We start from the raw sequence: 25,986 nt of genomic DNA, 5'->3' as shown, positions 1-25,986 counted from the left end.
CTGATGTGGATTGGACAAGGGGCATGAATGAGCCGCGACTTGCCAGTCAACGAACAATCCTAGCAGTGCTCAGCGGTTCCGAATAATGGCGCGGAGTTTCTCCAGCCGGGTGGCAACTGCGCGTTCTGTACCCCGGTCGGTGGGAAGGTAGTAGTCGGTACCGACGAGATCGTCAGGCGCGTATTGCTGGCGGGCGATCCCGTGTGGTTCATCATGGGAGTACACGTATCCCTTGCCATGGCCCAGTTGGCTGGCGCCGGGGTAGTGGGCGTCGCGGAGATGTGCGGGTATTCCCTGTCCCTTACCGGCCCGAACGTCTGCGATGGCGCGATTGATTCCGTTATAGGCGGCGTTCGACTTCGGCGCGGTTGCGATATGCACCACCGCTTCCGCAAGGATGATCCGCCCCTCCGGCATCCCGACCAACTGGACCGCCTGCGCTGCTGCGACAGCGGTCTGCAGGGCGGTGGGATCGGCCATGCCGACGTCTTCCGCAGCGGAGATCATCAATCGGCGAGCCACGAAGCGGGGGTCTTCGCCGGATTCGAGCATGCGTGCAAGATAGTGCAGGGCTGCGTCGACATCGGAGCCGCGCAGCGACTTGATGAACGCGCTGGCCACGTCATAGTGCTGGTCCCCCGCCCGGTCATAACGCAGAGCGGCGACGTCTACAGCCTTCTCAGCGTGGTCCAGGGTGATGCGGACCGGGCCGGGATGATCATCGCCATCCTCCAAATCCCGCGGCTGTTCAGCCGCCGCTTCCGCTGATTGCGCGACGCCGGCAGCTGCCTCCAGTGCTGTCAGCCCCCGCCGCGCGTCACCGGCCGCCAGCCTCACCAGATGGTCCAGGGCGTCCTCGTCGACTGTGACCTCCCCCGCGAGGCCGCGGGGGTCATCCACAGCACGTTGAAGCAGTGACCTTATGTCTTCTTCGGTGAGCGGCTTCAGCGTCTGCAGGAGCGATCGCGACAGCAGCGGGGACACCACCGAGAAAGACGGGTTTTCCGTAGTGGCAGCTATAAGCACTACCCAGCCGTTTTCGACGCCCGGCAGGAGTGCATCCTGCTGTGCCTTGTTGAACCGGTGGATCTCGTCGAGGAAGAGGACCGTTGTGATGCGGTGCAGGTCCCGGTTGGAGAGCGCCTCGTCCATTACCCGGCGGACATCCTTGACGCCGGCGGTGATGGCGGAGAGCTCCACGAACTTGCGACCGGGACCCCTTGCGATGACGTGCGCCAGGGTGGTCTTCCCTGTTCCCGGCGGACCCCAGAGGATGACCGACGTCGGGGCGCCCGTGCGCACGGCAGGCTCGCCCCCCGCCAGCGTTCGCAACGGCGATCCGGCTCCGAGCAGGTGCTGCTGCCCGACGACTTCGTCGACCGTTCGCGGACGCATGCGTACCGGCAGCGGACTGCGGGGACGGTTCCGCTCATTCCCGGCGAACGCGGCCGGCTCGTCATACGCGTCGGAGTCGAGGCTGAATAGGTCATTCACAGAGCCAAGGCTACTGTGATCCTCTGACACCGAACGCCCAGGATTCCGTAAGGAGGCGAAGTGCAGGACAACCGGACGGTACTGGTCCCGCCCGACCGCCTTGCCGGCTGGGTGAGGCGCTTCGGTGAACGCAACGGGCCCTTTCACGCCGAGCGTCCTGGCGGCACACCCGGCGTTGTAGTCCTGCGCGCTGCCAACGGTTGCACGGCCGAAATCGCCGCACCCCTGGCAGGCTCGGGCCAGGACGGGGTTCCCGAGACGGTGCATTGCGATCCGGAGAGCGCGGTGGACGAGCTGATCCGGCAGGCGTCCGTTCCGCTGACCGTGGGGCTGCTTCTGATACGCCGCGGCGGTTACGGCGTCGGGCTTGCCAGGGCCGGTGTCCTCATCGTCTCAAAAAACGGTACGCGCTATGTCCAGTCCCGTACGGCGGCCGGTGGCTGGTCCCAGCAACGGTTCGCCCGGAGGAGGGCTAACCAGGCCGATGCGCTGGTCGATACCGCAGCTGAGCGTGCGGCAGCCCTCTTCGCCCAGGATCCGCCGGACTGTCTGCAGCCCGGCGGCGACGCCAAGCTGTTCTCCGAGTGCCTGGCGCACACGAAGCTGGCCTCATACCGCGTTCTCCCCCGCCTGCCGCTCCTGCCGGTTCCCGACCCACGCCAGGATGTGCTCCGGCAGGCAGCCGCCGACACACGCAGCCTCCGGATCAGCCTGACGGGCATACCCGACAGCTAGCTCCGTGGCTCAGCTGATCAAGGCTAGACCGGTCGCGGTCAGGAGGCGGCCTGCCGAAGCCCGGCGATCGCAGCTGCCGGATTGTCGGCACCATAGACGGATGAACCCGCAACGAACACCGTGGCGCCGGCCTCTGCCGCGCGAACTATGGTTTCTTCGGTGATACCCCCGTCGACCTGGATGGCAACGGGCAAGTCCCCGCCGCGGATAGCGTCGGCGGCGCGCCGGATCTTCGGGAGCGTCGAGTCAAGGAAGGACTGCCCGCCGAACCCGGGCTCCACCGTCATGATGAGCAGCATGTCCAGCTCACCGAGCATGTCCAGATAGGGGTCGACCGGGGTTGCCGGGCGCAGCGCCATACCGGCGCGGGAGCCTGCTGAGCGCAATTCGCGAGCCAGCCGGATTGGGGCCTGCGCGGCTTCGGCGTGGAACGTCACCGATGCTGCCCCGGCGGCGGCGTACTCGGTGGCCCAGCGGTCGGCGTCGTCAATCATGAGGTGAACGTCCAGCGGGACGGGGCTCACCGCCTGAATGCGCTTCACCACCGGAAGCCCCAGGGTCAGATTCGGAACGAAGCTGTTGTCCATCACATCCACATGCACCGCGTCCGCAGTGGAGATGCGTTCCAGCTCGGACTGTAGATTGACGAAGTCCGCCGACAGAATGCTCGGGTGGATACAGCAGGCTTTCATACTCGACCTTTCGTTGAGGGTGGCGTCCTTCGTGCTGAAGCTAGACCGCTGCCCGGCGGATGAGGGCAAGGAACATGGCGTCGGTGCCGTGAACATGCGGCCACAGTTGTGCCGTCATGTCGTGGCCCGCCTGCAGGGAACCGCTCTTGCTCACACCATCGAGTACGTCACCGGCATCGATCAGCGAGAACCCGTCCCTGCCGCGAAGACCGTCCTGAACGACGGCGGTTGTTTCGGCGGGATGCGGAGAGCAGGTTACATACGCCACCACCCCGCCCGGTCGCACAGTGTCGAGTGCCTCCGACAGGAGGGCGCGCTGCAGCGGCCCCAATTCCGCCAGATCCGACGGCTTACGACGCCACCGTGCCTCGGGCCTGCGGCGCAGTGCGCCTAGCCCCGTACACGGCGCATCGACCAAAATGCGGTCGAAGCCATTCGGGTATGCCTCCCCGATGGTACGGCCGTCGCCCACTCGTACGCTCCAGACGGCGGGATCCACCGCTGCAAGCGCCTGCCGAACGAGGGCCGCACGATGTTCGGCGGGTTCGTTCGCTACCAGGGCGTGCCCGCGCTGGGCAGCGATCGCGGCGAGCAGGGCCGATTTACCGCCGGGACCGGCGCAGAGATCCAACCAGTCCTCGCTGTCGCGTCCGGAACGGTCGAGCTCGACGGCGGCCAGTGCACGTGCAACGACCTGGGACCCGGCGTCCTGCACCCTGACCCTGCCTGACCGGACGGATTCGAGCCGCCCAACATCACCAGAGGCGTAGAGTGCCGACCCTTCCACGAATTCCCCGGCGCGGGCACCGGCTTCCATAGCCTCATCGAGTGATCCGATTCCGGGCAGCGCGACCAGATTGACGATGGGCGCAGCGTTGTCTGCCTCAAGCAGGTCATCGATCTCGGAAACGGAACGCCCGTGCCCTACGAGGCTCTGCCTCATGGTGCGGACGATCCACTCCGGGTGGCTGTGTCGGAGGGAGCTGACTCGAATCGGATCCTCGACGCCTTCGGTCAGCACCTCCAGCCACTCTGCGAAAGACTTGCGGGAAACCTTCCGGAGCACCGCGTTCGTCAGCGAGGAGGGTCCGGCTCCGATCACGGCTCTCGCGAGGCCCACGGTCTGATCGAGCGCAGCGTGGGGCGGCACCCGCATGGCCATCAACTGGTGGACACCCAGACGCAGAGCGTCAAGGATAGCCGGATCGAGCTGGACGAGCGGACGGTCAACGCACAGCTCGAGGATGGCGTCGTAGGTGCCCTGGCCCCTGAGCGCGCCGTACGCCAACTCAGTGGCGAACCCTGCGTCCTGGCGGCCTAGCCGGTGCTTACGGATGCTGGCCGGCAGTACCAGGTTGGCGTACGCGTCCTCAGCAGCAACAGCACGAAGGACCTCGAAGGCAACCAGACGCGCAGGGTCCGCTCTACGGGTACGTTCAGCCGGCGCCGTCGCGGAAAATTGGCGGGTACCGGACCGGTTGCGCTCCCTCCCCCGCTCGTTGCGCCGGTTTGGCCCTCCCGGGCGATGTTCGGGTGTCATGCGAACTCCAGATCCTCTTGGCGTGCTCCGCGGAACCAGTCGGGCGCGGCTTGCATGGTACGTCCTGCGGGCTGGACTTCCGTGAGTTCCACGGCGTGTGAGCCCGTTCCCACAAGCACCACTCGGTCCCGTTCGAGAACGACGCCGGGAGGAACCTCCTGGACCTCGGGACGGAGGACCACCGGTCCAAGTTTGAAGCGCTGACCGCCCAGGAGCGTCCACGCTCCCGGTTCGGGTGTCACGCCGCTGATCCGGCGCTTGATGGCAAGCGCAGGATCACTCCACCGGATACGCCCGTCAGCGCTTGAGAGCTTCGGCGCGAGGGACACCTCCCCCTGCTGGGGCACTGCAACGGCGCGACCCTGCTCCAAAGCGGACAGGGTTTGGGCGAGAAGGACGGCACCGGTCTCCGACAGGCGCTCAAGGAGGGCGCCGCTCGTATCTTCAGGCCGGACGGCCTCCGTCAGCGTACCGAAGACGGGCCCGGTGTCCAGACCCTGCTCAAGGAGGAACGTGGAGGCACCTGTTATGTCATCCCCGTTGATCAGGGCGTGCTGCACGGGTGCGGCGCCGCGCCAGGCGGGCAGCAGGGAGAAATGCAGGTTGATCCAACCATGCCGAGGCACTTCGAGGGCACCTGGTGGAACAAGACCGCCGTAGGCGACGACCGCCGCCGCATCCAGGTCCAGCGCGGCGAGACGCGAGATGACCGGCGGGTCGATGCGGTTGGCCTTGATGATTTCAAGGCCGGCATCGGACGCTGCACGTGCAACAGGACTGGGCGTGAGGACTTTCTTCCGGCCTGTAGGGGCGTCTTCGCGGGTGAGGACGGCAGCCACCTCGTGACCGGCCCGTCGGAGTTCGCTCAATGATGGCACCGCGACCTGTGGCGTTCCGGCGAAAAGTATTCTCATGCGCCGGTTTCCTTGTGTTCCTGTGCGTGCGCACCGATACCGAATACCGATCCGACTGTTGTGGAGCGCTTGTTCAGGGTCTCCGAAGTGACCGCACTGTACTGGGAGTGCCGAAGGGCGCGCATCGCAGTACGGCGATCTTCTCCCTGCAACCGGTCGATGTAGAGACGGCCGTTCAGATGATCCGTCTCATGCTGGAAACACCGTGCAAGCATGCCCGTAGCTTCAAGGAAAACGGGGCGTCCGGTGACATCGAACCCCCGAAGCTGGACTTCATCGGCGCGTGGAAGCGCGAAACCGATACCGGGGACTGAGAGGCAGCCTTCCTGATCATCGGTCTGGAGTCCATCGGAGAGGGTCAACACAGGATTGACGACATGCCCCTCCTCCCCGTCGATTGCATACGTGAAAACACGCAGCCCCACTCCGACCTGGGGGGCCGCGAGACCTGCTCCGTTGACACTGTGCATGGTCTCAACCATGTTCTGCACCAACCGGGCCAGGTCAGGACCGTACTCGGTCACCTCTGCCGCGGGCGTCCGCAGTACGGGATCCCCGATCATCCTGATACTCAGAACCGCCATCCGGTTGTGCGTCCTCACCTGTTGTCATGGGAAATTGATTCGAAGCGGCGTCGGAGGGCCAGGTCCACTGATGGGCCGGCGCCCACTTCCAAAACGCTTGGTCAATTCTAGGCCAGGCGGGGTCCTCAGCTGCCCATCGAATGGGCCGGGGCACCTGTGTGGCCGCCGTAGCCCGGACTGGCAGCTTTCGGCTCGTGTTCCATACGGGCAGGTTCTTCCACAGGAACCACCTCAGCCGATCGGGGCGGCGGCGGCACTGCAAGGAGAGGCCGACCGGCGCCGGCAGCGTTGCCACCGGCTTCCCATGCGCGCCGGAGAGCGCAGAACTTGAACCAGTGTTCCTTGAGCACATCCGGGTTGGCGCGGTGCGCCCGCACCTCGGTCTGGCCGATTGCCACGCCGAGCAGGATGGGGTCGTTGCCGTATTTCCATGGTTCCCAGGTGCCGGTTTGTGGGTTTACCAGCGACTCCTGCGCTTTCATACCGGCAACGAGCTGCATCACCACCTTCTCATCAAGCGGTTTCACCATTCCGTCCCTGTCGGTGGCGCGGGTCTTGAAGTCGAGGATGCACAACCGACCGGCGATGCTGGCCACGAGGTCAAGGGTGCCTGCATAACCCAGTTCTGAGTTCCAGACCGTGATCTCGGGAGCTATCGGCCTGACTTGGTAGAGGTCCCACCATTCGTCGAACCGTGCAGCGAAGGCATCTTCCCCGTGCTGGGCAAGATCAGTGCGGGCTTCCTCGACGCGATGCGGTCGGCCGAGATCCCGCAAGGCCACCTGCTCACAGTAGTAGTGGACCCTTGTCCCCCGCCGCGCTGCGTCATTCCGGTAGCGTTCAGCGGCCTTCGATGCATCCTGGATGACGGCGCGCATCTCACTTGGATTTCCCAGCGATGAGGCGAGACGTGGATCCTGCGCAAGGGCACTGGCGGCCATGTACCCGAACCAGCCATCGAGCGATGAATTCTGTGCCTGCGAGATGACGGTCGTGATGGAAGGGACCAGGGGTGGCTCCGAAACGGATCTGGAATACATGCGCCCGCGTTCTGTGGCGTGCGCGAGGAGCGGCTCGGTCATGCTTCAAGTGTGTCATCCCTGTATGACACTTCTGCATCGGAGAGAATGTTCTGCGGCCCATACCGCATAACGGCGGAAGCCGGGGGAGGCGCTCCGTGCGCTTCCCAATTGGACGAACCTGTCTTCCTCCGATATTGTTTTTACTCGTTGGAAAGACGCCGAAGGCAGTAGGGAAACCTCCTGACGCTCGGCGATTTTCTCTGCGGACGTAGCTCAGCTGGCTAGAGCACCACCTTGCCAAGGTGGATGTCGCGGGTTCGAATCCCGTCGTCCGCTCGCAAGTCACTGTATTCGCTGGCTTCGGCCGGTGATCCTGCTTCGGTGGGTCACGGTGGGGTGGCCGAGAGGCGAGGCAGCGGCCTGCAAAGCCGTATACGCGGGTTCGAATCCCGTCCCCACCTCCATACGGTGAATTGCAAGACCTGGGCGATTGGCGCAGCGGTAGCGCGCTTCCCTGACACGGAAGAGGTCACTGGTTCGATCCCAGTATCGCCCACCCAGGGCGCCTCGATGAGAGGCGCCTTTTCGCGGACGTAGCTCAGCTGGCTAGAGCACCACCTTGCCAAGGTGGATGTCGCGGGTTCGAATCCCGTCGTCCGCTCTGATAATCGACAAGCAGGCTTCATCCTCCCGGATGGAGCCTGCTTGTTTTCCGGGCGCGAAACTCACTGGATAACCTTCAGCCCTATGACGCAGCCGACAATTCCAAGCACCAACAGGACCTTCAGCAGGGAAGCAGCCTCCCCGTCGAAGAGCATTGCGTAGGTGACCGTCAACGCCGCTCCGATGCCAACCCACACTGCATAGGCTGTGCCAGTCGGCAGGGTGCGCATGGCCCAGGCAAGACCGGCCATGCTCAACACCAGCGCGACCGCAAAAACAACCGTCGGACCTATCTTGCTGAAACCATCGGACTTCCCGAGCGCAGTAGCCCACACGGCCTCGAGTACTCCCGACACAACCAGTACCACCCATGCCATGGTCGATCCGCTCCTCAAGCGCCGTCTTTTCACTCGCCGGGTACGACGCACCTCGTCCGGTGCCGGCTTGGCCCGCTTAGGCTCTCATAGTGCCCCTCCCGCGGCAAGACGGATCACGCTCAGGGCGAAAGCCAGATCCCTTGGCCGCGGGTGACCGGCTCCTTATGATGGTTGATGCGGTGGAACAACCGGTTCCACAGGAAAGAAAGGAGGTGTCTGTGTCTGTAATTGACGGGCTCAAAGGCAGGGCTGGAAAGTTGAAGGACAAGACAGCCGGACTCGTGGGCAAGAATTCAGGGAAGATCAAGGAGAGCATCGGACACGCTGGCAGTTTCATTGACAGCAAAACCGGTGGCAAGTACTCCGACAAGATCGCCTCTGTTCAGTCCAAAGCCTCCTCGATGGTCGACACTGTGGACAGTCGGGACGGCCGGCGGCCGGCTGGTTCCCCCGACGCTTCCGCCCAATAACAGCCTTTAGCACGACAAGAAGGCGCCGACCCTGCCGAGAGGCAGTGTCGGCGCTTTGTCTTACCGGGTGAGGTTTCCCAGGCGTACCGGTTACTCAGGCGCCCGACTCTCCGCCCTGTCGAGCGAGCGCCGTCAAACGCGAAACCGCGCGATAGTACTTCTTCATGTGCCCGCCGGACATCATCTCCGTTGTAAAGAGGTCGCTCAAGGGGGCGCCGCTGGCGAGGATGGGCACATCACGGTCGTAGAGACGGTCAGCCAGCACAACGAACCGCAGGGCGACCGCCTGTTCCGTAATGGTTTTCACCTCATGCCACGCAACGGCGTCGATACCGTCGATGAGTTGCCGGTACCGGCTGGGATGAACGCCCGCCAAGTGCTTGATCAGGTCCCCGAAATGGTCTTCGGCGACGGTTACATCGTCCGGGAAGTTTCGTGCACGACGACGCACCTGCTGTTCTGTCAACGGAGCGGGGGCTTCGGGAAGCCCCCGATGACGGTAGTCCTCTCCGTCAATTCTGATGACGTCGAACTGGTCCGCAAGGACCTGTATCTCCCGCTGGAAGTCCACGGCGGCGAACCTGCCCTCCCCCAGCGATCCCGGCAGGGTGTTGGATGTCGCTGCGAGCTTCACACCGGCGTCGGCCAGCTCGCGCATCAACCGGGACATGAGCACGGTGTCGCCCGGGTCATCAAGCTCGAATTCATCGATGCAGACCAGCTGGTAGGTGCTCAGGGCGTCCACGGTGTGCCTGAAGGAGAGTGCACCGACGAGGTTTGTGTATTCCACGAAGGTGCCGAAGGCCTTCTTGCCCGAAGTGGCATGCCAGAGCGACGCGAGGAGGTGGGTCTTGCCCACTCCGAATCCGCCGTCCATGTAGATGCCGGCTCGGCTCTCGTCCCGCTTTGCACCGAAGAACTTGCGCAGGCCGCTCGGCTTGGGCGTATTCACGGTCGCGGCAAAGCGTCGAAGTTCCTTGACCGCCGCTGCCTGGGACGGCTGCTGGGGATCGGGCCGGTAGGACTCGAAGGACACATCGCCGAATCGCTGTGATGGGAAGAAACCGTCCAGCAGTTCATCCACCGAAACCCGGGGCGATCGTTGGGTCAGGTGCTCAATGGTGGCCACAGATGAGTGCGTCTTTCGTCAGAGGTCGTAAGGAGCACGCCGTCGGAAGACGTGCTAGGCAAGGATACGCCAGCAGCCTTCCACGCAACCGCATCACCGATGTCCCCATATACCGGGATCCGCGCTTCGCGGGCACCCCACCGGTGCTGCCGAGCACCCTCCGGGTCAGGCACCGGCAATATGGCGTCCTATGACCTGACCGGAAGCAATCGGCAGAACGCGTGGTTACGCTAGGTGGGAAAGAGCAATCGTCTATGCAGGAAGGCTCCCAACGGATGAGTGTCGCAACAGATCCCAACGAGAAGTTTGCCCAGTATGCCCACCCCGAGCGCCTCGTCTCCACCCAGTGGCTCGCGGACAATATTGATACGCCCGGGCTCGTCATTGTTGAGTCCGATGAGGATGTACTCCTTTACGAGACCGGCCATATTGAGGGCGCTGCCAAGATTGACTGGCACACCGACCTTAATGACGAGGTGACCCGTGATTACGTCGACGGCGAAGGTTTCGCCCGCCTGATGTCGGCCAAGGGCATTTCCCGGGACAGCACCGTTGTGATCTACGGTGACAAGTCGAACTGGTGGGCCGCTTACGCATTGTGGGTTTTCACCCTGTTCGGGCATGAAGACGTACGTCTGCTCGACGGTGGACGCGACAAGTGGATCGCCGAGGGCCGTCCCCTTACCACTGACGTGCTGCAGCCGGAGCTCACGGACTACCCCGTGGTCGAACGCAATGACGCTCCTATCCGGGCGTACCTCTCAGACGTTCTGGATCACTTCGGTAACCCGCTGATCGACGTAAGGTCCACTGACGAGTACACCGGTGCCCGTACGCACATGCCGGCTTATCCGGAGGAAGGTGCGCTTCGCGGCGGACACATTCCTTCGGCGGTTTCAGTGCCCTGGGCCCGGGCTGCCGCGGAGGACGGATCCTTCCGTACGCGCGACGAACTGGATGTGATATACCGCGGTGAGGCAGGATTGAATGAGGGCGACGACGTCGTCGCCTACTGCCGTATCGGCGAGCGTTCCAGCCACACCTGGTTTGTGCTCCAGCACCTGCTTGGTTTTGAGAATGTGCGCAACTACGACGGATCCTGGACCGAGTGGGGCAATGTAGTACGTGTACCGATCGTGAAAGGCGCCGAACCCGGTGTAGCGCCCGTGCCCGCCGGGCGACGGTAAGCGCGTCCAGCAAGTTGAAGTCGCCCCGGGCACATGCCCGGGGCAGTCGTGAGGATCACAGTGGAGACAACCGCATTACCCCTACAGCTCGCCGAAATCGTGGACGATTTCCAGGCACTGTCCGAACCGGACCGGCTTCAGTTGCTCCTTGAGTTCTCCCGGGGACTGCCCGCGTTGCCCGAGCACCTGAAGGACCACCCGGAGCTTCTGGAGCAGGTCGTTGAGTGTCAGAGCCCGCTCTTCCTCACGCTCGACATCGCTGACGACGCCGAGAGGTCGGTGTCCCTGTTCTTTTCAGCGCCTCCGGAGGCGCCTACAACGCGTGGTTTCGCCGGTGTCCTCCAGGAGGGTCTGGACGGGCTGCCGGCCGCCCAGATTCTCGCGGTGCCCGACGACGTCCCTGAACGCCTTGGTCTGACGCGGGCAATAACGCCGCTCCGCATGCGCGGCATGGCTGCGATGCTGGGCCGGATCAAGCGCAAGATCCGGGAGTCAGGGGCGGCTTAGCGCCCGCTTCGGCTCAGTACGACCGAACACCTGGTGGCGCAGCCAGTTGGCTGTGACATTGTGCCAGCGTTCGGAGTCCACGTTCCACTCCTTGGTATGCCGCGCCCGGTGGAAACGCTCGAAAGTGACGAACGTGGGATTTCGTTCAGCCAGCTCAGCGGAGGGCCCCACGGGAACGAATTCGTCATCTTCGCTGTGCAGTATCAGGGTCGGAACAGTCACCTGGTCGGCTCGGGAGACCCAGTCCATGCTCTTGAGGTTCACCGGTGTGGACAGTCCCGTCACGACCCGGCCGAGGCTGTTCGCGATGAGCCACTGCCCGAGCCTGCCCGCCGGTGCAGGGATACGGTTAAGCTCGGCCTGGTGGGTGAGCACATCCATCCAGTCGATCACCGGCCCATCCAGCACCAGGGCCCGGATCCGCGTATGGTACTTCGATATATCGGCCGCCTGCAGGCAGATTGCACCTCCCATCGACCAGCCGAACAACACAACGTCCTCGGCCCCGTGGTTGAACGCGTACTCCATCGCCGACTCGATATCCTGCCACTCGGTCATACCGAGCCCGTACCTGCCGTCGGCAGCGAGGGGCGCTTCGCCGTCGTTCCGGTAGGACACCAGCAGGCTGGTCATACCCAGCTCCCGTGCTGTTCGCACTGCCCGCAACCCCTCGCAGCGCTGCACTCCTCTACCGTGCACCATGATCGCCCAGGTGGCTGCCGGCGTCTCTGCACGCACCAGCCAGGCCGGGGCAGTTCCTCCTGTGACCGGCACATCGACGGGTTCGTCGGCGAAACCGAGGGCGGAAGGCGTTGGATACACAGCGCCGCTCCACCAACCGCGCACTGCTGACCGGATGTCGCCGGAGTAGACCGCCTCCACCTCACGCTGCACGGTCCCCTCCCGCGGGACGAACGACCGTATGGCACCAATCCGCGCGTGCCCACGGCCCTCGTCGAAGTAAAGGCTGTAGGTGCCTTCGACCGTGGTGTCCTCGTTGGCGGGCAGAATCACTTCCATGCCATCGCCGGTTTGGACAACCGCAAGGATCGCGAGGTTTTCGTCACGCTTGCGGGGGCTTACCACCTCTTTCGCGAAGTGGGCGGCGAGCGCGGCAGTGGCGCCCGCGATCACGGAGCTGACAGCGGCGCCGGTGCCGATTCCGAGTACCGCCCAGCGAAGCCACGCTTGACGGTCCGCAACGGCCGGAGGAGAAGTGAATGGCATAGCCCTATTCTTGCCCACATGCAGGGTGCGGAAGCGAACAATCCCACGCGGAGTGTCGTTGACCCTAGGAGGCGGCCGTGCCGGGGTCTAGGGTTGGCATATGGAGGAAACAATCGTTGTACTCGCCGAAGTCCCCCTGACCGAGGCGGACGCCGCTAATCTTTCCGCCCTGGTCGACGGCGGTGACACTGCCTATACGGTGGTGGTGCCCGAGGACCATCACACAAACGTGCTGGGTGAGTTCCTTCACCACCTGAGCCTGCTCGAAGTCAGCGAGGCGTTCCAGAGCCTTTCCCACCGCCCCAGCGACGACGAGGTTCGTGTCACAGCCGATCATGCCCTGCAGAGCTCCCTCGACGCCCTGAGGGCAGCCGGGCTGAAAGCCGATGGCCTGACGGGCCGGGGAAGCGCCGTCGACATGGTGGTCAATACGGTTCGGGAACGGGGAGCCCGCCAGGCCGTGGTAATCACGCGGCCCCATGCGGTGGCTGACACTCTCCACAGGGACTGGGCCACCCGCGCGCAGGACAAGCTTGGCGTTCCCGTCCTGCATCTTTATGCGGGCTCGGGATTTATCGGAGACTCCTAGGCGTTTACCCAGTCATGAGCACACCAGAATCCGCACCACGCACTGACAACTCCCCCATCGACAAGAGCGACGAGGAATGGCGGCGGGAACTGACGCCTGAGGAGTACTACGTGCTCCGCCAGGCAGGCACCGAGCGACCGTTCACCGGCGAATACCATGACACGCACGCGAAAGGCGTGTATCAGTGCCGGGCATGCGGCCACGAGCTGTTCACCAGTAACGAGAAGTTCGATTCACACTGTGGATGGCCCTCGTTCTGGGCGCCATTGGCCGAAGACAGGGTCCGGTATATCAAGGATCGTGCCCTCGGCATGGAGCGGATCGAGGTTCGCTGCGCCCGCTGCGATTCACACCTCGGCCATGTCTTCGAGGGCGAAGGATACGGCACGCCTACTGACCAGAGGTACTGCATCAATTCCATCTCGATGCGGCTTGTCCCCCAGAACTGACGCTCTCCTCCGCCCACGGCAGGGGCACCCGCGGACTACCTCAAGGACCGCTGTGCCTCTTGCACGATGGACCGTCGTAACACATAAGACTTACTTACTCTTGTACTTCTCAAGGATCAGCTGAGCTGTTCTGTTGTTACGCTCGTGACAACAGAACAGCTCACCTACATCTGAGGGGAAATCGTGACCCAGACGCTCGACTCCGACGTCCGCCGCCAGCCATCCAACAGCCCGGAGAACCTCCCGGCATGGAAGCAGCTCAAGCATGCGGCAGGCTCGCTGCAAACGCTTCAGGCGAAGGACGGATCGATCGCAGAGCCGACCGATGTCGCTGCTGCGGGTGGCCACGTAGACACCATCATTGAATCAATCCGCGAGCTGAGTTCCCTCTTCCCGCACGATGCCCGATACCACGAGGCATTGCTGCGCGACTTCGCGCAGTGGAAGGCTTCCGGAATGGGCGTGCCCGATTTCCTCGACTCCCTGGTGGAGTTCCAACCGCAGCTTGATCGGGTCGATGGACGCCGGCACCTCGTCGTCTTCCCGATGTACACGCAGAACGGCAGCTCCAACCGGTTCGTCGAAGCAGTCCTCATCGAAGTTCTGTGGCCCGATTTCATTGCTGAGCTTGAGTCGGGCGCGTACTCGAACAAGCTCTTCGTTCCGATCCGGTTCCTTGATTTCACGCCGGGCTACGACACCAATTCGGCCGTATTGTTTCCCGAGACCGTTGCGGTACGGCAGACACCACAGTTCACCTGGGGCGCTATCTTCGCCGACCGGGAAGCGGCGCGGTTCCGCCGCGTGGTCACGGCAGCGGCAGGTATCACCCGCCTCGAGCTGCCCGAAGAAGCCCGACAGCTCATCGAGGACCAGCAACTGGCGGAGGAGACCTTCGTCATGTGGGATCTGATCCACGACCGCACGCATATGCGCGGTGATCTGCCGTTCGATCCGTTCATGATCAAGCAGCGTATGCCGTATTTCCTGTACTCGCTCGAGGAGCTGCGGTGCGACCTCACGGCCTTCCGCGAGTCCGTGAAGATAGCAGCCGACGACGACGCCTCCGACGAGGCCCGCCGCCATGCCCGCCTGGTCCAGTACGCGGTCATTTTCGACCGCATCTTCCGCTTCGCAATCACCGGCAGCCGCGTGCGGAACTACGACGGCCTCGGCGGACAGTTACTCTTCGCGTGGCTGCACCAGCACCATGTCCTGCACTGGACAGACACCACCCTGACCATTGACTGGGAGGAAGTCCCCGACGTCGTCATTGCGCTGGGTGAGAAGATTCAACAGCTGTACTGGCGGTCGATCGACAGGCCGAAGATCGCGCACTGGCTCGCGGCCTACGAACTGGTCTCCGAGACCGTCACACCGCATCCGGCTTCGGTATGGGCGAAGGGCCCCGACGCGCTGCCCCTGGACGGCCCTCCACGCGGACTCACCGACGCGGTCCTCGATGACGAATTCCCGCTGTCGATGTTCTTCGAGGCGCTCGACAGGAAGATGAAGGACATCATCGAATCAACTGCCGGCATCACCGGAGCGACTGCATGACGGGGTCCCCTGATCTTTCGGGGCTGAACGTACTCATTGCGGGCGCAACCAGCCAGGCAGGCATAGCCACGGCGGAGGCCTTCCTCGCGGCCGGTGCTCACATCGTCGCGGTCGGCTCCGATTCCAGGCGCCTGGACCGATCCCTTGGGCATCTTCAGTCCGTCGACCTGCGGACCTGCGACCTTATGGACTTCTCTGCGGTGCAGGCATTGGCTCAGGACCTCCGCGCGGGTGGGACCACTGTGGACGGGCTCATGCATTTGGTGGGCGGCTGGCGCGGGGGCACCGGGATTGCAGGGCAGTCAGACGAGGACTACGACTTCCTCCACCGTTCCGTGCTCACCACCCTCCGCAACACCTCAAGAGCGTTCATCGGCGATCTTGCAAAGTCCCCGCGCGGCAGGCTCGCGATTGTTTCGGCCACAGCCGTGGATTCTCCTACCGCCGGCAGCGCCTCGTACGCTGCGGTCAAAGCCGCGGCCGAAACGTGGATGCGTGCGGTAGCCCAGGAGTTCGGATCAAACGGGGAAGCACGCGGTGCCGCATCCATCGTGGTGGTCAAGGCACTTGTCGATGACAGGATGCGTGCCGAAAGCCCCGATCGCCGTTTTCCGGGCTACACCCATGTCACAGACCTGGCCGTAGCGATGACCGGCCTGTTCGAACTTCCGACCGCAGTCGTCAACGGCCAGCGGCTTGATCTGACCGCTGATGCCCCTACACGGCTCCCCTGATACGAGATACTGGACTAGTGACTGACACCATTTCCGCTCCTGCCCGACTCCATGATCCCAACGTGCGCGGCTTCGCTTCGGATAACTATTCCGGTGTGCACCCCGAGGTCCTGGCCGCGCTGGCCGCTGCCAATGAGGGCCACCAGGTCGCCTACGGGGAAGACGCCTACACCAGCCGGCTGCAGGAACTCATGCGGGAGCACTTCGGAGAAGGCACCCTCGCTTACCCCGTGTTCAACGGAACCGGAGCGAACGTACTCAGCCTTCAGTCCCTCCTGCCGCGCTGGGGTGCGGTCATTTGCGCCAAGACGGCGCACATCAATGTGGACGAGAACGGCGCCCCGGAGCGCATCGGCGGGATCAAGCTTCTGGCTGTGCCCACGCCCGACGGAAAACTGACTCCGGAACTGATTGATCAGGAAGCCTGGGGCTGGGGCGATGAACATCGGGCACAGCCACTCGCAGTCTCCATCACCCAGACCACCGAACTGGGCACGCTGTACACACCCGAAGAGGTCCGTGCGATCGCCGACCACGTGCATGCCAGGGGCATGCATCTCCACATGGACGGAGCCCGCATCGCCAACGCCGCTGCCGCGCTTGACGTGCCGCTGCGAAGCTTCACCAGAGACGCCGGAGTGGACATCCTGTCGTTCGGCGGGACGAAGAACGGACTCATGTTCGGTGAATGCGTGGTCGTGCTCAACCCGGTTGCAGCAACCGGCCTGGAGTACCTCCGGAAGATGAATATGCAGCTCGCTTCCAAGATGCGGTTCGTGTCCGCGCAGTTGGTCGCACTGCTGGAAGATGGCCTGTGGTTGCGCTCAGCCGCACATGCCAACGCCATGGCGGCGCGCCTCACCGCTGCCGTCTCCGAAATCAACGGCGTCAAGCTCACCCAGGCGACGACGGCGAACGCAGTCTTCGCCATCCTCCCCTCTGGAGCCGCAGACCGGATTCGGGAACAGTTCCGCTTCTACGACTGGAACCAGGCGACCGGCGAGGTTCGGTGGATGTGCACCTTCGACACGACTCCAGAGGACGTCGATGCTTTCGCGGAGGCCATCCGCCGCGAAGCCGGCAGCGCCTGATTTCTGCCATTCGGCCTGAACAGCGCCTGTTTGCCCGCCTGTGCGGCGTGGCTGTCCGCACGGGAAGCCGATTTGGGTTTAACCTGCGAAGGTGAGTGCAATTGGTGACCTCTCGCAGGTTCCCCCTGAATTCCTTAAAGCCCTGGCCGATTTACGGCAGGCGAGATGCCGCAACGAGCTTCGCCTCGACGAGATTCCGGCTCCCTCCCGCCTCGCGCCCTACGCAGTGGCGCTTGGAGCCGAAGTACTGCAGGATGCCCAGCCCGGTCCGCTTCCCGTCCACGGGCCGGCTCGGGCCGCCTTCCAGCATGACCATGCCGAAGAGCTCGCCACCGGCCGATTCATCCTCCTCTACGATCCCGAAGGCTCCGAAGTCTGGGATGGAACGTTCCGCATCGTCACTTACATCCGCGCTCAGCTGGAGCCGGATATGGGCAATGACGCACTGCTCGGATCGGTAGCGTGGACCTGGTTGGTCGAGGCACTGCAGAACCATGACGCCACCTACAGGTCCGCCGGAGGCACGGCGACGCGCATACTGTCTGAGAGTTACGGGTCCCTGGCCGACCGCACGGACACCATCGACATTGAGCTGCGGGCATCCTGGACTCCCGAATCGGGCAGCGTCCAGAAACACCTGGAGGCGTGGGCGGATATGGTGTGCACCTTCGCTGGTCTTCCTCCTCTGCCGGAGGGCGTGGCGGCACTACCGAACCGGCGCCGGAACTAGAACCCCATCGCTACTACAGCCCCGTCACCGCGCACACGCAGAGATTCCCCGGATCTTCCGGGTCACCCGGTTAGACTTGCATCATCATGACCGTGCACTCCGAGCCTGACAGCCGCATCCCAGGCGACGGCGCATCCACTCCCGATCCGACCCCTGTCCTGCCGCTTCTTGATGAACCGCAGGACGGCGTTCCCTTCGTCATCGACACCCAGGCAGGTCTGGAACGGGCGGCACGTGCGCTCGCTTCCGGGACGGGCCCGGCAGGCGTGGACGCGGAACGCGCGTCCGGCTTCCGCTACGGGCAGCGTGCTTTCCTGGTGCAGATTCGCAGGGAAGGCGCCGGAACATGGCTGATTGACCCGGAACCATTCCCGGACCTGCGCATTCTTAATGAAGCACTCTCGGGCGTGGAATGGATCCTGCATGCGGCGTCGCAGGATCTGCCGTGTCTTTCCGAGCTCGGAATGTGGCCGGACAAACTGTTCGACACCGAGCTTGCAGCCCGGCTGGCAGGCTTTCCCCGCGTCGGATTGGCCGCGGTCATTGAGCATCTGCTCGGCTTCACCCTCGCCAAGGAACATTCCGCCGCAGATTGGTCCCAGCGCCCATTGCCTGAACCATGGCTCCGCTATGCAGCCCTGGACGTGGAGGTGCTGGTTGAGCTTCGTGACCGGCTTACCGAGGTGCTGGTCGAGGGCGGCAAGCAACAGATCGCCGAGGAAGAGTTCGAGTACATCCGCTCCAGCCCGCCGTCGGCGCCGAAAACCGATCCCTGGCGGCGAACGTCCGGCGTTCATCAGGTCCGCGACCGGCGGCAGCTCGCCGCTGTACGCGAACTGTGGCAGGAGAGGGAGATGCTGGCGCAGAAGCGCGACGTCGCTCCCGGACGCCTGATTCCTGACGCCGCGATTGTGGCCGCGGCGAAGGCAATGCCGCAAACGGTCCCTCAGCTGCTGGCCGTCAACGGTTTCCACGGACGAGCAGCCCAAAGGGAAGCGCCGCGGTGGCTACGATGCATCTCGGCGGCGCGTACAACCCGTGATCTCCCCGAACTCCAGCTCCCTACGAATGCTCCGCCCCCGCCCCGGGTGTGGCCGGAGAAGGATCCGGCCGCTGCTGCACGCCTTCAGACTGCTAAACCGCGTATCACAGCGGTTGCCGAGAAACTGAACATGCCGGTGGAGAACCTGTTGACGCCTGACTATTTGCGGCGGCTCGCATGGCGTCCGCCGATGCCGATCGATCTCGACTCGATTTCTGTCGCGCTGGCTGACCTCGGGGCCCGCGCCTGGCAGATTGAGCAGGTGGCAGCGGTGATCACGGTGGCGTTCCTCGATCCGGACCCCCTCCAATCGAAACAATCGAAGCAACAGAAGGCGCCGACGCACTAGGCACCGCATGTTGCAGCGTGATGTTACCGGCGAGTAACATAAGGGCTGTCCCGGTAACTCGATGAGGAGCGATTGTGCCTACACCAGCGACAGCAGCACGGCAACAGATCAGGGATGTCGTCTTCGTTGACGGCGTCCGGACCCCGTTCGGGAAGGCCGGAGAAAAAGGGATTCACGCCGGCACCAGGGCGGATGACCTGGTGGTCAAGTGCATACGGGAGCTCCTGAGGCGCAATCCTTCCCTGCCGCCCCAACGGATCGACGACGTCGCCATCGCGGCCACCACGCAGACGGGCGACCAGGGTTTGACCATCGGCCGTACCGCGGCCCTTCTGTCGGGACTGCCGCGAACCGTGCCTGGATTCGCCATCGACCGCATGTGCGCCGGCGCCATGACCGCCGTGACAACGACGGCCTCGGGAATCGCATTCGGCGCCTATGACGTGGTCGTGGCAGGCGGTGTTGAACATATGGGCAACCACCCCATGGGTTCAGGTACAGATCCCAACCCGCGGTTCCTCTCCGAACGCCTGGTGGATCCCGCAGCACTGAACATGGGCAACACCGCCGAAAACCTGCACGACCGGTTTCCGGCAATCACCAGGGAACGCGCCGACTCGTATGCGGCAGCAAGTCAGAACAAGCTCGCGGCAGCATATGAACGGAACCAGATCCAGCCGGATCTCGTTGCCGTTGCCGGCAGAAAGCCGGGCTCCGGCTGGACTTTGAGCCAGCATGACGAGCCGCCGCGGCCGGGCACAACGGTCGAGGACCTCGCAACGCTCCGCACGCCGTTCCGCCCTCACGGGCGGGTCACTGCCGGCAACGCGGCAGGGTTGAACGACGGCGCCACGGCGGCGCTGCTTGCTTCCGCTGATGCCGCAGCCGAACTGGGGCTTCCCGTGAAGATGCGCCTGGTCGCCTACGCGTTCGCCGGCGTCGAACCGGAGGTCATGGGCATCGGCCCCGTTCCGGCTACCGAAAAGGCGCTGAACCAGGCCGGCCTGACAATCGATGACATCGGCCTGTTCGAGATCAACGAAGCGTTCGCGGTCCAGGTCCTGTCATTCCTCGACCACTTCGGCATTTCCGACGATGACCCCCGCGTGAACCGCTATGGCGGAGCCATCGCGGTAGGGCACCCTCTTGCCTCTTCGGGAGTGCGCCTCATGACTCAGTTGGCGCGGCAGTTCGAAGAAGACCCGCAGGTCCGCTACGGCATAACCACCATGTGTGTCGGACTGGGCATGGGCGGAACCGTCATCTGGGAGAACCCGCACCACGCAGACTACTCAGGAAACACGACGGAGGAAGCATCATGAGTTTCGATCGCTTCGAGGAATTGGCTGCCCTGGTCCCGGACGAAGTCATTACGCACTCGCTCGTGGAGGATGTCCCGCTTCCCGGCGGCGCCGGAACAATGGCACTCATCACCCTCGACAATGGGCTGGATCATAACCGGCCCACAACACTGGGACCCAGCACGCTCATTGAGTTCGGCCGAACGCTCGAGAGCCTGCGGGCCCGTGCGGCGGCAGGTGATATCGCGGCAGTGGGGCTGACCGGCAAGCCGTACTTCCTTGCAGCGGGAGCGGACCTGTCCACGGTCAAATCACTGAAGGTTGCCGAACACGGTCGCCTTATGGCGGAACTTGGCCATACAGCGTACAACCTCCTCGGTTCCCTTGGTGTCCCGAGCTTCGCCTTCATCAACGGTGTGGCTCTGGGCGGCGGACTCGAGATCGCCCTGGCCGCGGACTTCCGCACCGTCTCAACCGGCGCGAACGGTATTGGGCTCCCCGAGGCCTTCATCGGTCTGGTTCCGGGATGGGGAGGGGTTTACCGGCTTCCCCGGCTGACCGGCCCCCGCGCCGCAGTGAAGATCATGATCGAGAATCCGCTGAGCAACAACCGCACCCTCGACGGGCGCTCAGCCTATGAGGTCGGTATCGCTGACGCACTGTTCGAACCGGCTGATTTCCTCGAGGAGTCAGTCCGCTGGGCGGCTGACGCTCTGGCTGACTCTTCCGACATAGCGGAGCGTCGCGCTGCACTGTCACAGTACGACGACGGCGAGTGGGAAGCGGCAGCCGCGGCCGGCCGCGCGTTCGTGGAGGCAAAGACCTCGAACGCCGCTCCTGCGCCCGGCAAGGTTCTGGACCTCTTCGAGGCGGCCAGGGACCGGACGCAGGCAGAGTCCGCTGCGGCCGAATGCGAAGCCCTGACTGAGCTGATGCTCACGCCCCAGTTCCACGACACGGTGTATGCCTTCCTCGACCTCGTACAGAAGCGGGCGAAGCGCCCGGCAGGCGCACCGGACCGATCGCTGGCCCGGCCCGTAACCAAGGTCGGTGTGGTGGGAGCCGGCCTGATGGCCAGCCAGCTCGCACTGCTGTTTGCCCGTCAACTGAGCGTTCCTGTTGTCCTCACCGACATTGATCAGACTCGGGTGGACAAGGGGGTGCGCTGGGTTCACTCGGAAGCCGACAAGATGGTGGCAAAGAAGCGGCTCTCCCCCGACAAGGCCAATCGCATCAAGTCGCTCGTCTCCGGGTCGGTCTCGAAGGACGTCTTCGCCGACGCCGACTTCGTCATCGAGGCAGTATTCGAGGAGCTGAGCGTCAAGAAGGCAGTCTTCGCTGAAGTTGAGCAGGTGGTCTCCGCCGAGTGCATCCTGGCGACCAACACTTCGTCGCTCTCTGTCGCCGCCATGGCTGAAGACCTCCAGCATCCGGAGAGGGTCGTCGGCTTCCACTTCTTCAACCCGGTCGCCGCCATGCCCCTGCTCGAGATTGTGAAGGCGCCGCGCACCGCTGATGAGGTGCTCGCAACTGCGTTCGCCGTCGGCAAGGAACTCAAGAAGAACGCGGTGCTCGTGAAGGATGCTCCGGCCTTCGTGGTGAACCGGATACTTGGGCGCATGTTCGGAGAGATCACCGCTGCGTTCGATGAAGGCGCCGATGCGGCCACCGCGGACAATGCGCTGCGCTCCATGGGCCTACCCATGACGCCCTTCAAGCTGCTCGCGCTTGTAGGCCTGCCGGTGGGCCAGCATGTGCAGGAGTCACTGCATACCGCCTTCGGCGACCGCTTCTACCTCTCCCGCAACCAACAGATCCTGATCGACACCGGGAAGAAGGGACTGTGGGAACAGGACGACGCCGGCAACGACGTAGTGCCCGAATCCACGCTTGCAATGCTCACTTTCGGCACGTCACCGTCGTCGAGCGAGGAGGTGCTCCGGCGCACGCAGGATGCCCTCGCCGACGAGATCGGCCGTATGCTCGCGGAGGGTGTCGCCACGGCGCCGGAGGACATCGATCTCTGCATGATCCTTGGTGCGGGGTGGCCCATGCACCTCGGCGGCATCACGCCCTACCTCGACAGGGTGGGAGCGTCGACGCGCGTCAATGGGAAGACCTTTCACTGACCTGAGGGCTGCAAACGCACCGAGCGGGCAGCGATGACCACCACTCGCAGAAAAGAGGTCACTGCTGCCCGCTCGATGTGTTCAGGCCAGATCCCGTTACGCCCCCGACGGAAAGATGTAATCCAGTTCGTCGAGGTCAGCCGCGGAGGGAACCCATCGGGCTGCCTCGGCATTCTGCCGAACCTGCTCGGGTTTTGTTGCTCCCGCGATCACACTGGACACGGTGGGTCGGCTCGCAAGCCAGGAGAACGCGACTTCCAGCTCGGTCAGGGAGCGTGCACGGGCATACGCGCTGAAGTTAGCTAACTGCTCCCAATTCGCCTGGTCGAGCAGATTGGTCCGGGTGTGTGTCAGTCGGCTGCCCGCGGGTGCGTCCCCCGCGGCGTACTTTCCGGTCAGCAGCCCATTGGCCAGCGGGAAGTATGGGAGAAGGCCCAGCCCGTAGGACTGCGCCGCCGGAACAACCTCGCGCTCGACCGCGCGCTCCAGCAGGTTGTAGTGGTTCTGTGCGGAGATGAATCGCGTTGTACCGAGCTGGCGAGCGACATACTCGGCCTCCGCTACCTGCCAGCCGGCGAAGTTCGAGTGCCCGATGTAACGCACTTTTCCGCTCTGGACGAGCTGGTCCAGCGCAGTGAGGGTCTCGTCCACCGGCGTCGACGGATCCGGTGCGTGGTACTGGTAAAGGTCGATCCAGTCCGTGTTCAGCCGCTTCAGTGAAGCTTCCACAGCCTTCAGGATGTAGCGCCGCGAGCCACGCGCGCCCCAGTCCGGACCGTTGGCGCCTTTGAGATCAAGTCCGAACTTGGTGGCAACGACCACGTCGTCACGGTTCCGGCCCAATGCACGACCGAGAAGTTCCTCGCTGACGCCGGGAGACCGGCCGTAGGAATCCGCGACGTCGAACAGGGTGATTCCTGCTTCCAGGGCGGCAGTCACGACGGCGGCGGCGCCTCGCTGCGATTCAGAAGGGGTCCCGGTCCGGCCCAGGTTGTTGCACCCCAGGCCGACCACCGAAACACTCAAGCCTGATGTGCCAAGTCTGCGGTATTCAGTCATGGCACCACGCTACCAATCAGTCCGGGGGCTCAGGCGGAAGTCAGAAACGCCGCGCTGGAGTCAGCTGAACCAGATCGAGATTTCCTTCTCAGCCGATTCGGCCGAATCTGACCCGTGCACGAGGTTCTGCTGAACCTTAAGTCCCCAGTCGCGGCCAAAGTCACCGCGGATGGTCCCGGGCGCCGCCGTCGTCGGTTCCGTAGTTCCGGCCAGCGAGCGGAAGCCTTCGATGACGCGTTCGCCCTCGAAGACTGCAGCAACCACGGGGCCGCTCAGCATGAACTCGACGAGTGGCTCATAGAAGGGCTTGCCCACATGCTCGGCGTAGTGCGCTTCCAGGATGTCGCGGGTGGCGCTAACCAGCTTCAGGTCGACAAGTTTGTAGCCCTTGGCCTCCACCCGGGAAAGGATTGTCCCGGACAACCCGCGGGCAACGCCGTCGGGCTTGACCAGTATCAGGGTCCGCTCTGCACTCAATTTTGCTCCTCCGATTATGTCTTGCTTTGACCGGTGATCCGGTCAGGTCCACGTCGACTCTACTAAACGGCCTGCGGACCGCCGTCGTCGTCGGCGCGGTTCGCGCGCTCCCACTCGGCCTGCGCCCGGTCCCGCTCCGCGTTCTCGCGGTCCAACCGCGCACCGGTGCGAATCCCGTACAGCCAGGTGAGCGCGAAGAGGACGCCGACTATGAACATCATCGGTTCCACAATGCCCGTTGCGATGATCAGGACCTGCAACACCCAGCCGAGCAATATTCCATAAGGCTTCGTGAGCAGTGCGCAGGCGGCGATAAGCGCAACGCTGAGCGCGAGCCCGACGCCCAGGATCACGCCCACCGGGATGGTGTCCGAACGGAGACCGAAGACCACCAGGGTCGCGAACAGGACCACGAAGGCTTCGAGCAGAAGCACCGTGGACGCGAACATCACCTTGATGGAGCGCCGCTTCTTCGGCATTCCGGGGCGCCACTCACGCTGCGCTTTGGTCTGGCGAGCCATGGACCCTCCCTACTTGCCCAGGAGTGTGCGGGCCTCGCCCACCACTGTGATTGAACCCGTCACCAGGATGCCGCCACCGAGCTCGCCGCCCTCCTCGACGGCCATGACGGCCCACTCGAGGGCATCGTCCAGACGCTCGGCAACGTGGATGCGATTGTCGGCGAAACCTGCGCTGAGCGCCACCCGCCGCAGCTCCTCGGCAGGTATGGCGCGCGGTGAGGTCGACTGGGTCAGGCAGATGTCCTCGAGCACCCCGCCGAGTTCATCATGCAGTTCGCTGAGGATGGCTCCGGCGTCCTTGTCCCCGAGGGCACCGAACACCAGAACGAGTTTGCTGAATTCGAAGGCCTCACTGATCGCCTTGGCCGACGCCCGGGCGCCGGAAGGGTTGTGGGCCGCGTCCACGAGGATGCTGGGGGCGGTGCGCACCAGTTCCAGCCGGCCCGGTGAGGTGACGGCGCCCAGCCCGTCCCGTACAACGTCGGTATCGAGCTCCCGTGACCCGCCGCCGAGGAACGCCTCCACGGCGGCCACGGCGACGGCCGCATTCTGTGCCTGGTGCTCGCCGTGGAGCGGAACGAGCAGGTCCTCGTAGCGGCCCGCGATTCCGGCCAACGTCACCTGTTGACCGCCGACGGCGATGCGCCGGTCCTCCACACCGAACTCAACTCCCTCGAACCGGAACTCGACGCCGGTTTCACGCGCCTTTTCCAGCAGCACCTGAGCCGCGTCGGCTGGCTGCGCAGCGCTGATGAGGAATCCGCCCGGCTTGATGATCCCGGCCTTCTCGATGGCGATCTCCCCGGGCGTGTCGCCCAGAAGCTCAGTGTGGTCGAGGGAGATCGGTGTCACGACTGACACGACGCCATCGCCGACGTTCGTGGCATCAGTGATGCCTCCTAGCCCCACCTCGATGATGGCAACGTCCACCGGCTCGTCCGCGAAGACGGCAAATGCGAGGATGGTGACGCATTCAAAGTAGGTCAACCGCGGTTCACCCGATGCATCCAGTTCGGAATCGACGATCTGCAGGTAGGGCCGGATCTCATCCCAGACGCGCACGAACGTCTCATCCGAGACGGGATCGCCGTCGATGCTGATCCGCTCCGTCACGCGCGAGAGGTGAGGACTGGTGTACCGGCCGGTACGCAGATCATGCGCCCGCAGGAGGCCCTCGATCATCCGCGCCGTTGAGGTTTTGCCGTTGGTACCGGTGATGTGGATGATCGGGACGGCCTTGTTCGGCTCGCCCAGGATCTCCATCGCCCGGAACAGTGGAGCCATGCGGGGCTCCATCTTGTTTTCCGGTGCCCGGCTCAGCAGTTCGGCGTAGACGCTTTCGACCGAGAACTGGTCAATTGAGCCGGTTCCACCCTGGCCGCTTTCGGTCTGGTTACCGTCCTGGTTCATCTCG

Annotated in this window: 26 protein-coding genes, 4 tRNA genes and 1 riboswitch; of the genes, 17 read left to right on the top strand and 13 right to left on the bottom strand. The window is 64.0% G+C overall.

Annotated features, from left to right (window positions below):
• Positions 1-69: 69 nt before the first annotated feature.
• The gene (locus tag AC4D1W_RS10715) at positions 70-1,494 is read right to left on the bottom strand and encodes a replication-associated recombination protein A (protein ID WP_490898724.1); all 1,425 of its coding nucleotides are present in this window, start codon (positions 1,492-1,494) and stop codon (positions 70-72) included.
• A gap of 60 nt (positions 1,495-1,554) precedes the next feature.
• Between AC4D1W_RS10715 and AC4D1W_RS10710 the strand changes: the two genes are divergently transcribed.
• Positions 1,555-2,229, top strand: a complete 675-nt coding sequence (locus AC4D1W_RS10710; protein WP_490891662.1) for an acVLRF1 family peptidyl-tRNA hydrolase — start codon at positions 1,555-1,557, stop codon at positions 2,227-2,229.
• A gap of 38 nt (positions 2,230-2,267) precedes the next feature.
• Here the strand turns inward: AC4D1W_RS10710 and rpe are convergent, their stop codons facing one another.
• The 5 genes from rpe to AC4D1W_RS10685 form a co-directional block, all read right to left on the bottom strand.
• Entirely contained in the window at positions 2,268-2,921 is a 654-nt protein-coding gene (rpe, locus tag AC4D1W_RS10705; RefSeq protein ID WP_490891664.1) for a ribulose-phosphate 3-epimerase, read from the bottom strand.
• Between the two features lie 40 nt (positions 2,922-2,961).
• A complete protein-coding gene (locus tag AC4D1W_RS10700) occupies positions 2,962-4,461 on the bottom strand; it encodes an RsmB/NOP family class I SAM-dependent RNA methyltransferase (protein ID WP_490898723.1) in 1,500 nt (499 codons plus the stop codon).
• Entirely contained in the window at positions 4,458-5,375 is a 918-nt protein-coding gene (gene fmt, locus AC4D1W_RS10695; RefSeq protein ID WP_490898722.1) for a methionyl-tRNA formyltransferase, read from the bottom strand. The genes AC4D1W_RS10700 and fmt overlap by 4 nt, the downstream gene beginning before the upstream one ends.
• On the bottom strand, positions 5,372-5,959 hold the full coding sequence (gene def, locus AC4D1W_RS10690) for a peptide deformylase (RefSeq protein WP_490898721.1): 588 nt from the start codon (positions 5,957-5,959) through the stop codon (positions 5,372-5,374). Before def ends, fmt begins: the two co-directional genes overlap by 4 nt.
• A 125-nt stretch (positions 5,960-6,084) precedes the next feature.
• The gene (locus AC4D1W_RS10685; RefSeq protein ID WP_490891669.1) at positions 6,085-7,041 is read right to left on the bottom strand and encodes a cytochrome; all 957 of its coding nucleotides are present in this window, start codon (positions 7,039-7,041) and stop codon (positions 6,085-6,087) included.
• 202 nt (positions 7,042-7,243) lie between these two features.
• Between AC4D1W_RS10685 and AC4D1W_RS10680 the strand changes: the two genes are divergently transcribed.
• The 4 genes from AC4D1W_RS10680 to AC4D1W_RS10665 all read left to right on the top strand — a co-directional run bounded on the left by AC4D1W_RS10680 (position 7,244) and on the right by AC4D1W_RS10665 (position 7,642).
• Positions 7,244-7,317, top strand: a tRNA-Gly gene (locus AC4D1W_RS10680).
• Positions 7,318-7,371: 54 nt separating this feature from the next.
• Positions 7,372-7,445, top strand: a tRNA-Cys gene (locus tag AC4D1W_RS10675).
• 20 nt (positions 7,446-7,465) lie between these two features.
• Positions 7,466-7,537: transfer RNA gene (locus tag AC4D1W_RS10670), tRNA-Val, on the top strand.
• A gap of 31 nt (positions 7,538-7,568) precedes the next feature.
• Positions 7,569-7,642, top strand: a tRNA-Gly gene (locus tag AC4D1W_RS10665).
• Positions 7,643-7,706: 64 nt separating this feature from the next.
• Here AC4D1W_RS10665 and AC4D1W_RS10660 read toward each other — a convergent pair.
• A complete protein-coding gene (locus tag AC4D1W_RS10660; protein ID WP_490891693.1) occupies positions 7,707-8,021 on the bottom strand; it encodes a DMT family transporter in 315 nt (104 codons plus the stop codon).
• 15 nt (positions 8,022-8,036) lie between these two features.
• A riboswitch (guanidine-III (ykkC-III) riboswitch) is annotated at positions 8,037-8,102 on the bottom strand.
• A gap of 137 nt (positions 8,103-8,239) precedes the next feature.
• Here AC4D1W_RS10660 and AC4D1W_RS10655 point away from each other — a divergent pair.
• A complete protein-coding gene (locus tag AC4D1W_RS10655) occupies positions 8,240-8,491 on the top strand; it encodes an antitoxin (RefSeq protein ID WP_490891694.1) in 252 nt (83 codons plus the stop codon).
• 94 nt (positions 8,492-8,585) lie between these two features.
• On the opposite strand, the gene zapE is transcribed toward AC4D1W_RS10655, so the two are convergent.
• On the bottom strand, positions 8,586-9,620 hold the full coding sequence (gene zapE, locus AC4D1W_RS10650) for a cell division protein ZapE (protein ID WP_490891695.1): 1,035 nt from the start codon (positions 9,618-9,620) through the stop codon (positions 8,586-8,588).
• 275 nt (positions 9,621-9,895) lie between these two features.
• Between zapE and AC4D1W_RS10645 the strand changes: the two genes are divergently transcribed.
• Both AC4D1W_RS10645 and AC4D1W_RS10640 read left to right on the top strand, forming a co-directional pair.
• Positions 9,896-10,807 (top strand): sulfurtransferase, encoded by a 912-nt coding sequence (locus AC4D1W_RS10645; RefSeq protein WP_490898720.1) that lies wholly within the window; start codon positions 9,896-9,898, stop codon positions 10,805-10,807.
• Positions 10,808-10,867: 60 nt separating this feature from the next.
• A complete protein-coding gene (locus tag AC4D1W_RS10640; protein WP_490891699.1) occupies positions 10,868-11,314 on the top strand; it encodes a SufE family protein in 447 nt (148 codons plus the stop codon).
• Here the strand turns inward: AC4D1W_RS10640 and AC4D1W_RS10635 are convergent.
• The gene (locus tag AC4D1W_RS10635; protein WP_490898719.1) at positions 11,300-12,541 is read right to left on the bottom strand and encodes an alpha/beta hydrolase family protein; all 1,242 of its coding nucleotides are present in this window, start codon (positions 12,539-12,541) and stop codon (positions 11,300-11,302) included. The two genes, AC4D1W_RS10640 and AC4D1W_RS10635, sit on opposite strands and share 15 nt — an antisense overlap.
• A gap of 100 nt (positions 12,542-12,641) precedes the next feature.
• Between AC4D1W_RS10635 and AC4D1W_RS10630 the strand changes: the two genes are divergently transcribed.
• From AC4D1W_RS10630 to AC4D1W_RS10590, 9 genes are all read left to right on the top strand, one after another.
• The gene (locus tag AC4D1W_RS10630) at positions 12,642-13,130 is read left to right on the top strand and encodes a hypothetical protein (protein ID WP_490891701.1); all 489 of its coding nucleotides are present in this window, start codon (positions 12,642-12,644) and stop codon (positions 13,128-13,130) included.
• 14 nt (positions 13,131-13,144) lie between these two features.
• Entirely contained in the window at positions 13,145-13,579 is a 435-nt protein-coding gene (gene msrB / locus AC4D1W_RS10625; RefSeq protein ID WP_490898718.1) for a peptide-methionine (R)-S-oxide reductase MsrB, read from the top strand.
• Positions 13,580-13,762: 183 nt separating this feature from the next.
• Positions 13,763-15,139: a DUF6421 family protein gene (locus AC4D1W_RS10620; RefSeq protein ID WP_490898717.1), complete on the top strand. Its 1,377-nt coding sequence runs from the start codon at positions 13,763-13,765 to the stop codon at positions 15,137-15,139.
• Positions 15,136-15,873: an SDR family NAD(P)-dependent oxidoreductase gene (locus tag AC4D1W_RS10615; RefSeq protein WP_490898716.1), complete on the top strand. Its 738-nt coding sequence runs from the start codon at positions 15,136-15,138 to the stop codon at positions 15,871-15,873. The genes AC4D1W_RS10620 and AC4D1W_RS10615 overlap by 4 nt, the downstream gene beginning before the upstream one ends.
• A 17-nt stretch (positions 15,874-15,890) precedes the next feature.
• Positions 15,891-16,964, top strand: coding sequence for a threonine aldolase family protein (locus AC4D1W_RS10610; protein ID WP_490891705.1), 1,074 nt, complete (start codon positions 15,891-15,893; stop codon positions 16,962-16,964).
• A 100-nt stretch (positions 16,965-17,064) separates the two neighbouring features.
• The gene (locus AC4D1W_RS10605) at positions 17,065-17,694 is read left to right on the top strand and encodes a DUF3000 domain-containing protein (RefSeq protein ID WP_490891784.1); all 630 of its coding nucleotides are present in this window, start codon (positions 17,065-17,067) and stop codon (positions 17,692-17,694) included.
• Between the two features lie 86 nt (positions 17,695-17,780).
• Positions 17,781-19,085, top strand: coding sequence for an HRDC domain-containing protein (locus AC4D1W_RS10600; protein WP_490898715.1), 1,305 nt, complete (start codon positions 17,781-17,783; stop codon positions 19,083-19,085).
• 74 nt (positions 19,086-19,159) lie between these two features.
• Complete coding sequence (locus AC4D1W_RS10595; RefSeq protein WP_490898714.1) at positions 19,160-20,407, top strand: thiolase family protein; 1,248 nt, start codon at positions 19,160-19,162, stop codon at positions 20,405-20,407.
• Positions 20,404-22,515: a 3-hydroxyacyl-CoA dehydrogenase NAD-binding domain-containing protein gene (locus AC4D1W_RS10590; RefSeq protein WP_490898713.1), complete on the top strand. Its 2,112-nt coding sequence runs from the start codon at positions 20,404-20,406 to the stop codon at positions 22,513-22,515. Before AC4D1W_RS10595 ends, AC4D1W_RS10590 begins: the two co-directional genes overlap by 4 nt.
• Before the next feature lie 96 nt (positions 22,516-22,611).
• On the opposite strand, the gene AC4D1W_RS10585 is transcribed toward AC4D1W_RS10590, so the two are convergent.
• The 4 genes from AC4D1W_RS10585 to AC4D1W_RS10570 all read right to left on the bottom strand — a co-directional run bounded on the left by AC4D1W_RS10585 (position 22,612) and on the right by AC4D1W_RS10570 (position 25,982).
• Positions 22,612-23,574 (bottom strand): aldo/keto reductase, encoded by a 963-nt coding sequence (locus tag AC4D1W_RS10585; RefSeq protein ID WP_490898712.1) that lies wholly within the window; start codon positions 23,572-23,574, stop codon positions 22,612-22,614.
• Between the two features lie 60 nt (positions 23,575-23,634).
• Positions 23,635-24,051, bottom strand: coding sequence for a nucleoside-diphosphate kinase (ndk, locus tag AC4D1W_RS10580; protein ID WP_490891711.1), 417 nt, complete (start codon positions 24,049-24,051; stop codon positions 23,635-23,637).
• 62 nt (positions 24,052-24,113) lie between these two features.
• Complete coding sequence (locus tag AC4D1W_RS10575) at positions 24,114-24,572, bottom strand: DUF4233 domain-containing protein (RefSeq protein WP_490891712.1); 459 nt, start codon at positions 24,570-24,572, stop codon at positions 24,114-24,116.
• 9 nt (positions 24,573-24,581) lie between these two features.
• The gene (locus tag AC4D1W_RS10570; RefSeq protein ID WP_490891786.1) at positions 24,582-25,982 is read right to left on the bottom strand and encodes a bifunctional folylpolyglutamate synthase/dihydrofolate synthase; all 1,401 of its coding nucleotides are present in this window, start codon (positions 25,980-25,982) and stop codon (positions 24,582-24,584) included.
• Positions 25,983-25,986 lie beyond the last annotated feature (4 nt).

This window comes from Arthrobacter sp. TJ-170, assembly GCF_058269305.1.
The sequence above is the reverse complement of the archived record's forward strand: the minus strand, read 5'-3'. Positions and strand labels throughout refer to the sequence as shown.

Excerpts from the sequence above, each read along its gene's own strand:
- rpe (WP_490891664.1), bottom strand. The coding sequence starts at position 2,921 with ATGAAAGCCTGCTGTATCCACCCGAGCATTCTGTCGGCGGACTTCGTC.
- AC4D1W_RS10700 (WP_490898723.1), bottom strand. The coding sequence starts at position 4,461 with ATGACACCCGAACATCGCCCGGGAGGGCCAAACCGGCGCAACGAGCGG.
- fmt (WP_490898722.1), bottom strand. The coding sequence starts at position 5,375 with ATGAGAATACTTTTCGCCGGAACGCCACAGGTCGCGGTGCCATCATTG.
- def (WP_490898721.1), bottom strand. The coding sequence starts at position 5,959 with ATGGCGGTTCTGAGTATCAGGATGATCGGGGATCCCGTACTGCGGACG.
- AC4D1W_RS10685 (WP_490891669.1), bottom strand. The coding sequence starts at position 7,041 with ATGACCGAGCCGCTCCTCGCGCACGCCACAGAACGCGGGCGCATGTAT.
- AC4D1W_RS10660 (WP_490891693.1), bottom strand. The coding sequence starts at position 8,021 with ATGGCATGGGTGGTACTGGTTGTGTCGGGAGTACTCGAGGCCGTGTGG.
- AC4D1W_RS10645 (WP_490898720.1), top strand. The coding sequence starts at position 9,896 with ATGAGTGTCGCAACAGATCCCAACGAGAAGTTTGCCCAGTATGCCCAC.
- AC4D1W_RS10635 (WP_490898719.1), bottom strand. The coding sequence starts at position 12,541 with ATGCCATTCACTTCTCCTCCGGCCGTTGCGGACCGTCAAGCGTGGCTT.
- AC4D1W_RS10630 (WP_490891701.1), top strand. The coding sequence starts at position 12,642 with ATGGAGGAAACAATCGTTGTACTCGCCGAAGTCCCCCTGACCGAGGCG.
- msrB (WP_490898718.1), top strand. The coding sequence starts at position 13,145 with ATGAGCACACCAGAATCCGCACCACGCACTGACAACTCCCCCATCGAC.
- AC4D1W_RS10615 (WP_490898716.1), top strand. The coding sequence starts at position 15,136 with ATGACGGGGTCCCCTGATCTTTCGGGGCTGAACGTACTCATTGCGGGC.
- AC4D1W_RS10600 (WP_490898715.1), top strand. The coding sequence starts at position 17,781 with ATGACCGTGCACTCCGAGCCTGACAGCCGCATCCCAGGCGACGGCGCA.
- AC4D1W_RS10590 (WP_490898713.1), top strand. The coding sequence starts at position 20,404 with ATGAGTTTCGATCGCTTCGAGGAATTGGCTGCCCTGGTCCCGGACGAA.
- AC4D1W_RS10585 (WP_490898712.1), bottom strand. The coding sequence starts at position 23,574 with ATGACTGAATACCGCAGACTTGGCACATCAGGCTTGAGTGTTTCGGTG.
- AC4D1W_RS10575 (WP_490891712.1), bottom strand. The coding sequence starts at position 24,572 with ATGGCTCGCCAGACCAAAGCGCAGCGTGAGTGGCGCCCCGGAATGCCG.
- AC4D1W_RS10570 (WP_490891786.1), bottom strand. The coding sequence starts at position 25,982 with ATGAACCAGGACGGTAACCAGACCGAAAGCGGCCAGGGTGGAACCGGC.